Source organism: Emticicia sp. BO119 (assembly GCF_013912375.1).
Lineage (GTDB): Bacteria > Bacteroidota > Bacteroidia > Cytophagales > Spirosomataceae > Emticicia.
The window spans coordinates 438484-450778 of sequence record NZ_JACETV010000002.1 but is presented as its reverse complement, the minus strand read 5'-3'; the positions used below and the strand labels follow the sequence as shown (position 1 = coordinate 450778).

Here is a 12295-nt window from a genome sequence, read left to right as displayed (position 1 = left end):
GTTTGAATTAATTGTATAAAAAAAGGTAGAGCCAAAGAAGTGGAACGCCACCCGGTTGTAAATTTGATTTGTGAAGAAAAAATATACAACAGACCTAAGCTCTACCGAGTGGCAATATATAGCGCAGTATTTACAAAACCAAAAGAAATCTAAGTGAGGACTTCAAAGCATCCTGGAAGGGATACTTTATTTGTGCAAAAATGGTAATAGTTGGCGAGATTTACCAGATTGCTTTCCACCTTGGCAAACAGTCTATTGGTATTTTAGAAAATGGAACAATGAGGGGGTTTATGATTTGATAGTCAATGAATTAAGGGTTTTTCAGAGAGAAAAGGTGGGAAAACATCAAACGCCAAGTGCTGCCATAATAGATTCTCAAAGCGTAAAAAACACATCTTTTTCAACCCAAGAAGTAGGTGTCGATGGAGGTAAGAGAGTGAAAGACCGCAAAAGGCATATAGTAACTGATACTTTGGGAAATCTACTGGCTGTTAAGGTACATGCGGCTAATGTTCATGATAGTAAATCAGCCCAATTAGTTTTAGCTAAAATGGTGGAAAATAGTGCAGATTTTCCTCGTTTAAAAAAGATATTTGCAGATAAAGGCTATAGAGGTAATTTACTACATTGGGTAAAAAAGCACCTTAAATGTGAGTTGGAGATTGTAAAAACTTACTCAAAACTTGCCAATAATGGCAAAATGCTAGTCTCTCCTAAGAGGTGGGTAGTAGAAAGAAGTTTCGCTTGGCTAAATCATTATAGGCGTTTAAGTAAGGATTTTGAAAGATTAACCGACAATAGTGAGTGTTTTATCAAAATAGCTTTCATTAGATTATTTATAAAAAAATTAAAAAATTAACTCAAACAGTTTCTTAATCAAAGAAAATTTTATTTTTAGTAAGTCGTATTTTTTCTTTAAAATATAGTTTTGTTCCCGCTCCTAAAAATATAACGATAGCTGAGATAAGCCAAATAATTCCTTTGTTTCTCTTTCCTTCTTGAATTGATCCAGTAATAATTGAATGTTCTTTTAAAAATTGCTTCCTAGTATTATAACTAGCCTTGGAAGTATTTTGAATGGTTATTGAATTAAGCAATAATTGCGGAGTTATGGTATTAGTAGATGCTGTTTTAGTTTTAGAAGTTGTACTAATAATTGGATTATTGTTGGTTGTTTTCTCTTTTATAATCAAAGAGATTACCCTCTTTTTTTGAGTTTGTTTACCACTTCTAGAGCTAGAGATTTGATTCGATGAGTTTGAAAAATTGTTTGCTGCTAATGCTGTCCCATTAATTATATAGCTTGAACTTTGTATAGCATTTCCGAAGAAGGCACTTGCATTCCCTATATTTGAGTAAGATAAAGCTGATGAAGTTCCTGCTCCTCTCATGGTTCCGTTATTAATTGAATAGTTTTGAGATGAAGCTGCGTAAACATTGGTACTACCAATAAGAGTTAGGAAACTGATTATAATTAGATATTTCATAGCAATTCATTTCCAGAATCTTCTGTTATTGGAGTATATGTTGGCTGACTATTTTCTTTAGGCTGTTCTTCTGATTCTTCATTTTCTTCTTGAGGAGTTGGAGTTTTTTCCTCTACAACTTTCTCTTTTTCCAGAACTAGTGATTCTATAGTCTCTGATTCTTCTTGAGTAGGCTCTGCTTCTGAAGTCATGGGTGTTGGTTCAATAATTTGTTGTCGAACATTATTTAAAAGTGTATCAATCTGAGTTTTAGAGAGACATGTGGCTTCTTGAGCAGTACCAATACATAACTCCTCTATATATGCCTTCTTGGTAATAAACTTTTCAGCAAAGAAGTCAATTTTAGTAATAATCTCTTGCATTGATTTAATGATATATGGTATAAAACCAATATAGTTAAGTGACAAAAGATGCGTGTCCTTTTCTTCAGACACAAGATTTGGAAAAATGCTCTGTACCTGTTGAGCAATGAATCCTGTTTGAGTATTATGATTTTCATCGTCCTTCCATGAATAGGTTACTGGATTTAATTGTTTAATCTTTTCTAATGAACTTTCATTAATTGAAACAATATTCTCTTTCAAAGTTTCATCTGATGAGCATGAGAGTGCGGTTGCAGTTGGGTTGATGTCACAAGTGCCCGTTGAGTTTTGGAAGCGAGCAATTATACCTGATGTTGTCCCATCTCCTACATGTAAAAGATATGATGGAGAAGCATTTTTAATCCCCAAACTCTGAGCACTTATTAATGACGCTGTTATGGAACCGATATTGGAAAAATTAACAACTGCTTCACTGCCGGAAGTGTTTCGACTTGCAAAGTTTAACCAATCTGCACCTGCTTTATTCTTTACCTGCAATGAACCGTTATAGACTAAATTAAAATTATTGAGAAAAACACCTCCTTGAGGAGTCAGTTGCCCTGCAATGTCCAATTTACCATTTAATACGGAATTACCTGTAGCAAACAAAGCAAGATTATTTACACCTGATGGAGCGCCACCAATAATTAACCCTATGTTATTATTTGTCGCACCGCTTGGAACTGCAAAATACGCACCGTATGCATTTTGAATTGTTCCACCACTTATTTGTGAAGAGCTAAATTCAGAAGCAACACCAAAATAGTCTCTGATCGAACCTCCAGTCATTATTGGTGAATTAGCATAAAGGCCATATCCTTGAAGTATATTTCCTCCTGCACCACTCGTATTAATACCTCCATAGGTACCCATGGCTTGAGTAGCTGTACCTCCTCCACGATTATATGCTCTTCCTACTACACCAATAAGATGTGTTGTGGTACCGGCGGTACTGTCATTATAGGTATTTGCATATAAACTTGAAAGAGTACCCATACTATAGGGACCTGTTACTGTTGTGTTAACTTCAAGTGATCGTGTACCTTGTGCTGTAGTATCGTTTGTAATGCCAGATACATTATAATTTAAACGGGCAACTCTAGTAATATCTAAAGCGGGAATTGTATTTGTTTTGCTAATATCAAAAAGATATGCTGGGTTGCTCTTCCCTAATCCAACATTTCCATTAGCTAATATCGTAATCCCAGATTGAGTATCACTGCCATTAGATTGAATACGAGCAACAATACCATTTGTAGAAGTTCCGGAATTGATTACCGATAAAAGCCCCTTAGAAGAATCAAGATTGTTTGAATTTGTTAAGATACTGAGAAGTGTTCCAGTAGTTTGAGTAGAGGATGAGATAGTAAGAGCATCTTCTGTGGTTAACGTATTCCAATTCCAATTTTGAGCAAAATTGAGATTATTAATAGTATTTGTTTGAGCAGCAGCTCTAAGTCCTGATAAAGAAATCTCATCAGCCGTAAAGGCATACGGCAAAGAACCCACTCTCTGCCGAGGGATCATTTCAGAATCGCTGTTTACAGTAATTCCAAGATACATCGTAGGATTTGATGAAAAGAGATTAGACGGAAATGATGACGCCCTTCCAAGTTCTGCAGAGAATACTCCATTTGAAGTAGTTAATGATTGTGTTTCTGTCCATACTGCGCTTCCTCCACTTGATTGTGTATAAAGTTTAAATATAAAGGTGTATGATGTATCGGGAACTGCAGTTTGAGAAGAAGTTTTAAGGATCCCTTGATAATTGATAGTGGATGCTGCCTCTGTCGTAGGAACACCGAAGAAAAATGCTAATCCGACAAATAAGCTAATAAGTAATTTATTGAGGGCTTGGGTAAAGGAAGAATTTCTCATCATATTTATACTTCATTCTAACATGAAATATTAGTATGAGGTTTTCCACATCAAATTGATTAAAAGAAAAACTACTATATAGATAAGCTTAATATCTAGCTTCTTTGGTACTTACTACCTATCAAACCATTTCTTTAATATAGATTGAGCATTTCTTAAGATTAAACCTCCTTTTCACTAATAAATTAGTACTTTGTATAAACTTCTTTTTTATAAAGAAGTAGCCTATAAACTTCCTTATGAAAATGAAACTACGCCCACAGTGGAACCCATTTAGTATTGATAAGGCTTAGAAAAAAACAGACCGTTTCAATCTATAAGTATTATCCAGAAATATTATATCCTATTTCTGAAGAAGAACAATCCAAAATTAACAGCCTTTATACAGTTCGTTTGTGAATGATATCCATTATAAAATAGATTTTATAATGAAAAGTGCGTGACAAAAAAGTACTTGCAAAACTTTATAGTGGAGTTGTCCTAACTATCCTATATTCCAAAACCAAGCCCAAAATAAATATTTGAAAGAAACGAGCTAATAAGCTGCTTCTTTTCTGAAAATTTCACACAAAAAACTACAAAAAATCGATATATTTGCCTTTATCAAATTAAATTTACAAGCATTAAACAATAGACTTTAACATTTAAGAAATAACATATTGAATTGCGTTAACATAACAATCCTGTTCTAGAAATCTGGTAAATTTTAATTGCAACGGGAAAGTTGAAGTTAGCGCCCATGGTTAAGCGTGGGCGTTACTTTTGCTTTTGTTGCAAGGGCTTACCAGAGCCTCTAGGACGAAGCAGGGTAATAGTTCACGCATTTTTATTGGAAGTGGTTTTACCCTTTACTAATACTATCATGGGAACAACTTTAGAAAAGATTGTGTGGATACCCAAAGGCAATGAATATGAACTTATTCATATAGAAAATATCCTCTTCTGCCAGTCTAATAACTACTCTACTTTATTTCATATATATGGAGAGACAAAAAACCTTAAACAAGTATTATCGACAAAGGGCATTGGTGAATGGGAAAAAGAATTAGAGGCATATGGCTTTTATCGAATCCACAGCCAAACACTGGTGAATATCAAACACATCAAGAAATTCATCAATAGAAAAGACGGCGTAGTCGTTCTTACCAATGAAATCCATCTGGCCGTTTCAAAATCCAGGAAACAGCAATTTATGGAGTATACAGGTATTAAATAATAATCTCCGCTCCAGGTGCATTAAAATCAGCTTCAAATTAACCAGATTCAAGTTTGCTATGGATTTTACGAATAAGGGTGATTAGTTTTAAAATATTCAAATATTTTAAACGGCCCACTACTGATGAAGAAAATCTATACCTCTCTTGCTATTGGGATATTTCTCTTTAATTTTTCCTGTGAAAAAGAGGAAATTGACCCTTTCCTCCCTCCTATCATTGAAACTCCGGCAAGCATTGATGCCGAAAGCAGAATCAGTCAACTAATGAATGAGGGTAAGCCTATGGAGTTTCTCATTGATCTCCAGGAGGATGAAATCTGGCGGGCCTGCTATGCTACCAATAATTATGACAATGTCTTTGCCTATGGGATTGTGGCCCGCATCATTGTGGAAAATAAACAAAAGAAAGTCGATAAAAAACTAAGAAATGTCGTAACCGTCTACAGTGGTTATAAGTTCAAGATTTATTGTGAAAGCAATTACATGTCTAACATTTACAATCAATCGACTATCCGTTTTTACAAGGCTACTACCAGTAAATCAGCGTATAGCCCCAATTGTAATACTCTTACCTATTATTTCACCTCTGCGCAAACCTTGGGTGGCACCTTTACCAAATAATAATCCAGAAATATTCATCTTCCTTATTTTTGATACTACTCATGAAAAAGATTGTTCTTTCGCTACTTACCTCGTTCATTCTCAATACCGGATTTTGCCAAAAAGTAATGGACATATCTGCCAGCATCAGTCCGGCATTCCCCATTGGCGCCTTATCCGATTATGTTGGGGGTGGCTTTGGATTACTCGGTGATTTTCAAACAGAATTAAAGAAAAATCTCGCTGTTGGCGGTGAGTTGGCTTTTCATAAATTAAGTGAGGAAGGCTATAGTCAGAATACGTTTTTTACAGTTTCTGCCTACGCCCTTAAATACTTTACCATTAACTATTCTCTAGGAAGAGCACCTTTACGACCCTATATAGGGCTTGGGTTGGGGCTTTATCGGTCTCAGTATTCCGACTACTTTTTTGGAGATGATCCAAGTCAGAGTGGTATAGTTTTTTCTCCTCGTTTTGGCCTTCGGATGGATGTTGACAGGCTATTTTTAACAGGTGAAGGAAGACTGCACCTGAGTACAGGATATGCTGATAGCTATGTACCAATACTGATTACATTCGGGTATAGACTTTACGGAAAATAAATAGTCAAAAAAATGTTTTTACCAGCTAACGCTAATAAATATACGATTCATATAATTATACCATTTTTTCTGGGATCCTTCCTATATATTCTAGCAAGACCATTGTCATTAGCAGTGCCTGACTTTCCATTGTCATTTGACAATCGTTCTATTCTCATGGTCATCCCTGAGTGGATAGCCTACAATGCTCCTGACGGATTATGGTTGTATAGCTTCCTGATGTGGCTCATACTCATCTGGCAGGGTCAGCGAAGTTTGGAAGCATACCTATGGTTTCTTGCCATCATTCTATTAGCCATTGGCTCTGAAATATTACAAAAATTTTCACGCATCGCAGGCACGTTTGATGGCTATGACCTGCTTGCCTATTGTTCAGCAGTAATTCTTTGTACATTCCAGTATTACCAACTTAACACCATACCTCAATGAAACGTACTTTACTTTCCGTCATTATTGTAGTTCTGGCTCTTTTAACCTATCTGGCTTCAACTTCAACGGCTGTACCTGTTGAAACCCGAAAGGTGTTTACCTTTGACTATACTCCTCAGAGTACGGGCAAGGCAGGCTCTGCCAATTTTCTGTTGGCTCTTACTACGCCTAAATTCAAGCATGCAGATAATAATTTTTTAGGGGGATATAATCTCTATACCAAACTCCAGGAGAGTTTTCAGGCAGATATAGAAGAAATGCTCATTGCCAAAGGCTTTAACATCAAAGGCCCTTTTGCTTCTTATGATGAAATGATCTTTACCGACAAACGGGACGTACAACTGCTACTTAACTTTGAAATTGTCCCCAGTATTACTACCTTGAGCGGAGGAGCCATAAAAGGCATCAATGCCAATAAGCAGGAAATCTGGGCCTACAAAGGCATCATTACTCTGTCAGGAAAGATCAATATTTATGGGGTGGAGCCGCTCTCCAATGAGAAAGTCTATGTCAAAAGTGTGGCTATCCCAAAAGTGGAATACATTGAACTGGATAGCAAAGGTTACTACCTGAATTACCTGGACATGGCCAGTACCCTGTATAATCCTATCGGGGAAGCCTACCTGAAAATTTACAGTCATATCATTGAGAAAATTAACACCCAACTGGATACACAGGAAATGTTTACCCTGAAAAAGGAAATCAAGGAACTCAAAGCCAAGAAAGGATACTGACATTTTTGCAGCTAATGCAAATTCCCCTCTCTGTCGAAGCCTGGCAAGTAGTTATAGAATTGTTTAAAAGTATTCTTTAAACAATTTAATAGCTACTTCTATGCAAAAAGTCACCCTCACTTCTCCCAATGATGTGTATACACGTGTAACGGAGAAAATTATTGCCCTTCTGGAAAAAGACGTAGTGCCCTGGCGAAAACCGTGGCAACCTAATGGTATGCCTAAAAACCTCATCTCGAAGCGACCCTATACAGGCATTAATGCTATGCTTCTGAATACCCTGGATTATCCCCAAAACTATTTTTTGACGCATTATCAATTACAACAAATAGGTGGAAGGGTTAGGAAAGGAGAAAAAGGCGCATTTATTATTTATGCAACAAAGTATGAAAAGGAAGTCATAAAGAATGGTGAGATGAGCTTGCAGGAATGGACTATATTGAAAACCTATATTGTATTTAATATAGACCAATGTGTGAACATTCCTGAAAAGTATATCAAATCCAGTCAAGAACCTATCGAGCTCATCACTGTCTCTTGTGAACAAATTCTACAACAAATGCCCTTATGCCCAGTGATTTATTACCGGGGCCACGAAGCCTATTATGACCCTAAATATGATTCGATTACGATGCCGAAACTGGAACAATTTGAATCCATGGCTTCATTTTATGGCGTACTCTTTCATGAATTAGTTCATTCCACCGGGGCGCTTCACAGACTTGCCCGGAAAAGTTTGTATGAAAATACGCATTTTGGCTCCGAGACGTACTCATTTGAGGAATTAATCGCTGAAATCGGCAGTTGTTATTTAACGTCATTGGGAGGAGTAGGTATAAGCCATTTAAACAATAGTGCCGCCTACATCCAGGGCTGGCTAGGTTTGCTGCAAAATGATAAGAAATTTATTGTTCAGGCTGCTTCCAAAGCCCAACAGGCCGTGGAGTATATCCTCAACGTTAATGTTTCTAACGGTTAAATAAAGAGAGACCTAAAAATGAATTGTAGGTCTCTTTTGCTAATTTCCTAGTCGATTTAAAAAGGAAAATACGTAGTCCTCTGCTGAGGTACATCTTAAACAAATTCCTTTCCCTGAGTACCGGCTAACGCCACAAATTCTTTTACCTTCTGCTCATCTTCTTTTTTGCAGATCATCAATACATTCTCGTATTCTGCTACGATATACCCATCCAACCCATTGATGACTACCAATCGCTCCTGTGGTGTTTTGATAATAGAGTTCCGTGTATCATACAAGATGGTCTGACCATCTATGACATTCTGGTCTTTATCTTTCTCCGAAATATCATAGAGTGACTTCCAGGTACCTAAATCAGACCAGCCAATATCGGAAAGTACCACAAAGACATTCTCAGCCTTTTCCATCACTCCATTATCTATGGAGATGTTCTTGCATTGGGGATAAGCTTTTTTCAGGGCTTCAGCCTCCCGGTCTGAATAAAAATCTTCCTTAATACCTTCAAAGGCTTCCGCCATTTCAGGCAAAAACAGTTCAAAAGTTTTTTTGATGGCCTGTACATGCCAGATAAAGATCCCGGCATTCCAGACGAATTCGCCACTTTTCACAAACTTGATGGCCCACTCTAAGTTAGGTTTCTCGGTAAAAGTCCGTACCCGCTTAATATCTCCTTCTGCTTCCATAAATTGAATGTAGCCATAACCGGTATCGGGGCGAGTCGGTTTAATACCCAGGGTAACTAATACTTCATTTTTTTCTGAAAAATGCAGGGCCATGTTGATGCGGGTCCTGAATTCCTCTTCTTTCAGAATAATGTGGTCGGCTGGTGCTACCACAATATTGGCGTCAGGATTCCGGGAAGCAATTTTATAGCAGGCATAACCGATACAAGGGGCAGTATTCCGGCGGCTCGGCTCTAATAGAATCTGGTCGTCTGAGAGATAGGGTAACTGTTGTTTACAAAGCTCATAGTATTCCTCGCTGGTAACGATATAAATATTTTCTTGCGGGCAGACCCCATCAAAACGCTCAACTGTTTGCTGAATCATGGTTTTCCCCAGGCCTAAAACATCATGGAATTGTTTGGGATTGGTACTACGGCTAAAAGGCCAGAATCTTGTTCCGACACCTCCTGCCATGATAATGACATAATTGTTCTTCATAATAATCCTTGGAGTGTTCAAATAATTTTGGGTAGTTTAGCAAAACAAGCAAGCTTACTGATAAAATTTATTGCATAAAATCCCGATAAATATAGAAGCCTTATTTATATTTATAAAACAGAGAGAGGATTTTTTGTTAAATCTCCTCGTATATAGGATAAAATAAACTAAAAAGGCATCGATCACAGGCGTAGGTAAGGCTCAATAAAGAAAAGTTGGTTTGGGGGGCAGTAGATTGAAGGTCAACTAATAGAAATTTGCTCAGGCATAGCAGGATGAGTATATAAAAGATACAACTGTGTAATCTTTTCTAAAAATCCGGCAAATACTATTACTTACTTATGCTTGCATGGCGATAGAAATGCAAATCTACTGGTATGCACCAAAAGAATAACCAGGAATTCTTTAGCTTGATTTGTTCAATTTGAAGCAATTAATAAAAAGTTAGACCCTACTATGGTAAACCCCCAAGAAAGTAAAAATAAAAACTGGTTCATTGATTATGAGACCTATCTCAGGTTGCCCAAACTATTGGCTTTGTCTATTCCCCGAATGACCTTTTTTATGATTATTGAGGAGGATAGTCTGAGTATATCATCTACAAAAAGCGCTAAAAAACTGATTCTTTCAGCCCAGAAGAAAGGTATGATTACGCTCATTGATGAACAGGCCTTGTGGAATAAAGTAGGTCTTTTATTAAATAAAGGCGAAAGAGTATTTTTATCAAAAAAGTACTATAAAAAATTCAACACTACTTTTGAAAGGGTCAAATTAGAAGCCTGGCATACAATAAAAAATTTAGCGCACGAAATGGGATTGAGGCCAGAGCAGGCCTTATACTTTTTAGAAGAATCACTGGTCGAAAAGCAAGTCAACGAAAATGAGCAGGTAATTCTTACCATCAGAAACCTTAAAGAGCAGATACACCTCTTTAAAGAAAGTACAGAAAACCTAAACAGGTTGAACAACAGGCTTATTTCGATAAAAAGCAAAGATATAGATTTTTTAGTAAGCCATTTTAAATGGTCTCTATTGGCGTATCATAGTCTTCCCTCAAAAGTGATTCGTTACCAAATCATGAAAAGATTACCTTTTTTCAAATAATACATATGGATAAACTATTTTTAAGTACCTGAAACTGCCTGAATAAAAAGACCTTATCCTTAACTATAGGCCAATTATCAGTTTTCTGCCTAAATCCTTTTCTGTTTGTAAAGCTTTTGATGGCTCATCTAATAGGATTTCAAATAAAAATGAGATACAAATTAGTAGTTGTATCATAAAAGAGAAATTCTCAGGTATTCCATGAAGCATCAATAGAGAAAACAAGACGATAGTAGATACCTGTCCAACAAAATCGGCTTTTGTTTACTCAGTTGCTGCTTAATAAGCAAAACAAAAATCAGATTCAGACACTTATGCTACATAGTTTTATTGAAAGCATTTATAGTTTTAGCAAACAAAACAGCCCACATGAATAAACTTTTCTTAACAAATTTTCTTGCCGCTTTGATCCTGGTAAATGCTTGTAAAAAAGAAGAAATACCGGTACTAATCGCAGATTTTACGTATAAAGAAACAACCAACGGGCTTGTATATTTTTACAATACTTCTCAGAATGCTAACACTTATGAATGGGATTTTGGTACAGGTAAGCAGTCTACAAAAGTGACGCCCTTTTACCGGTTTACAGAAAACAAGGAATACCTTATTACCCTGACGGCCAAAGGACAAACCGGACAAAACTCTACAGCAAAGACTATTACCATCCATACCATTCCAGCGACTGGTTACCTGCTATTCTGGTCAGATTTTCAGGGCAATCCCATTAAAATTTATGTGAATGAGCATTACATAGGTGTCCTAAATAAATATGTCAATGGGAACCTTGTTCCTGATTGCGATGCGGAAGGTTTTGTAACGGTCAATTTACCCGCAGGCATCTACCCTTTTGCTGCTAAACAGGAAGGAGTATCCGGACTTGCCTGGGGTGGATTTATTTCTATTAAAAATGGGCTATGCCAAAATATGCTATTACGAAAATAATATTCTGAATAAATCACTTGGTAGCCTTTTATAAAGTAATATAAATTTTCAGAAGAAAAGTGGTGAAGAGACAGTCGCAGGGTATAACTTTTATCCATTGATCTAATAAATACCAAGCAGTGCTACCCAACGGTAGGCAATCCTACTATCCATTCTACAAAATCCAATTCCATAGTACAATAGTATTTTCTTAAATGCCCTGAATTGGAAAATAGAATTGATTGAATATTTTCGCAAATTAGCTTTAGAAATGGTTTTTTATGTCAATATTACTTTGTGAGCCACTATTTATAGAGGGGTTAAAGTGGTTAGCATATGACTAGTAAAATAAAGAGGCGCTTTGATGAGTGCTGACTCTTTCTAAAAGAGTTTATAGTTTATCATGGATCGAGACTAGAATAATTATTTCCCAATAGTTATTTTTTATAACCTTTGGATAGGCTCCGCAATTGCTTCCCATTTACCAGAGCTTTTACCATCTATAACAGACGTTTTTCTTATTTTAAACGCAAAGAGATTCCCGCTTTACCGGGATAAGTGCAGTAAATGATTATATCCTGTTCAGCCCCTATAGCCTCGTTGGTGGCAGGAAAAAAACCAACAATACCTGTCCTGATTCTGGAATAATATAGGTTCTTATACAAAATGGCATTCAATCTTTGTATATATCTAAAAACTCAAATCGTGTCCCCTGATGTATGGATATTTGAGAGGTGTAAGCCGGAAAAGATTTAGTAAAATGCCAGGGATTGATGAACCAACGCTCGGTAATCGAGAAAGGAGTAAACATACTCCGCTA

General features: G+C 36.6%; 12 protein-coding genes. 9 read left to right on the top strand and 3 right to left on the bottom strand.

Annotated elements, in window-relative coordinates; genetic code table 11:
• Positions 1-169: 169 nt before the first annotated feature.
• Positions 170-859 (top strand): IS5 family transposase, encoded by a 690-nt coding sequence (locus H1R81_RS08885; RefSeq protein WP_310588072.1) that lies wholly within the window; start codon positions 170-172, stop codon positions 857-859.
• 13 nt (positions 860-872) lie between these two features.
• On the opposite strand, the gene H1R81_RS08880 is transcribed toward H1R81_RS08885, so the two are convergent.
• Entirely contained in the window at positions 873-1487 is a 615-nt protein-coding gene (locus H1R81_RS08880; RefSeq protein WP_181840352.1) for a hypothetical protein, read from the bottom strand.
• Complete coding sequence (locus tag H1R81_RS08875) at positions 1484-3730, bottom strand: tail fiber domain-containing protein (RefSeq protein ID WP_181840351.1); 2247 nt, start codon at positions 3728-3730, stop codon at positions 1484-1486. The genes H1R81_RS08880 and H1R81_RS08875 overlap by 4 nt, the downstream gene beginning before the upstream one ends.
• Positions 3731-4589: 859 nt before the next feature.
• Between H1R81_RS08875 and H1R81_RS08870 the strand changes: the two genes are divergently transcribed.
• The 6 genes from H1R81_RS08870 (at position 4590) to H1R81_RS08845 (ending at position 8287) form a co-directional block, all read left to right on the top strand.
• Positions 4590-4943: a LytTR family DNA-binding domain-containing protein gene (locus H1R81_RS08870; RefSeq protein ID WP_181840350.1), complete on the top strand. Its 354-nt coding sequence runs from the start codon at positions 4590-4592 to the stop codon at positions 4941-4943.
• Positions 4944-5066: 123 nt separating this feature from the next.
• Positions 5067-5564: a hypothetical protein gene (locus H1R81_RS08865; protein ID WP_181840349.1), complete on the top strand. Its 498-nt coding sequence runs from the start codon at positions 5067-5069 to the stop codon at positions 5562-5564.
• Positions 5565-5605: 41 nt separating this feature from the next.
• The gene (locus tag H1R81_RS08860) at positions 5606-6145 is read left to right on the top strand and encodes a hypothetical protein (RefSeq protein ID WP_181840348.1); all 540 of its coding nucleotides are present in this window, start codon (positions 5606-5608) and stop codon (positions 6143-6145) included.
• Between the two features lie 102 nt (positions 6146-6247).
• On the top strand, positions 6248-6574 hold the full coding sequence (locus tag H1R81_RS08855; RefSeq protein ID WP_220275194.1) for a hypothetical protein: 327 nt from the start codon (positions 6248-6250) through the stop codon (positions 6572-6574).
• Positions 6571-7308 carry a hypothetical protein gene (locus tag H1R81_RS08850; protein ID WP_181840346.1) on the top strand — a complete coding sequence of 246 codons (738 nt, stop codon included), beginning with the start codon at positions 6571-6573 and terminating at the stop codon, positions 7306-7308. The genes H1R81_RS08855 and H1R81_RS08850 overlap by 4 nt, the downstream gene beginning before the upstream one ends.
• Positions 7309-7408: 100 nt before the next feature.
• Complete coding sequence (locus H1R81_RS08845; RefSeq protein ID WP_181840345.1) at positions 7409-8287, top strand: ArdC family protein; 879 nt, start codon at positions 7409-7411, stop codon at positions 8285-8287.
• 95 nt (positions 8288-8382) lie between these two features.
• Here H1R81_RS08845 and H1R81_RS08840 read toward each other — a convergent pair whose 3' ends face one another.
• The gene (locus H1R81_RS08840; protein WP_181840344.1) at positions 8383-9450 is read right to left on the bottom strand and encodes a mannose-1-phosphate guanylyltransferase; all 1068 of its coding nucleotides are present in this window, start codon (positions 9448-9450) and stop codon (positions 8383-8385) included.
• A 456-nt stretch (positions 9451-9906) separates the two neighbouring features.
• Here H1R81_RS08840 and H1R81_RS08835 point away from each other — a divergent pair, with 456 nt between their 5' ends.
• The gene (locus tag H1R81_RS08835) at positions 9907-10554 is read left to right on the top strand and encodes a hypothetical protein (RefSeq protein ID WP_181840343.1); all 648 of its coding nucleotides are present in this window, start codon (positions 9907-9909) and stop codon (positions 10552-10554) included.
• 369 nt (positions 10555-10923) lie between these two features.
• Positions 10924-11496, top strand: coding sequence for a PKD domain-containing protein (locus H1R81_RS08830; protein ID WP_181840342.1), 573 nt, complete (start codon positions 10924-10926; stop codon positions 11494-11496).
• The last annotated feature ends 799 nt before the right edge of the window (positions 11497-12295 follow it).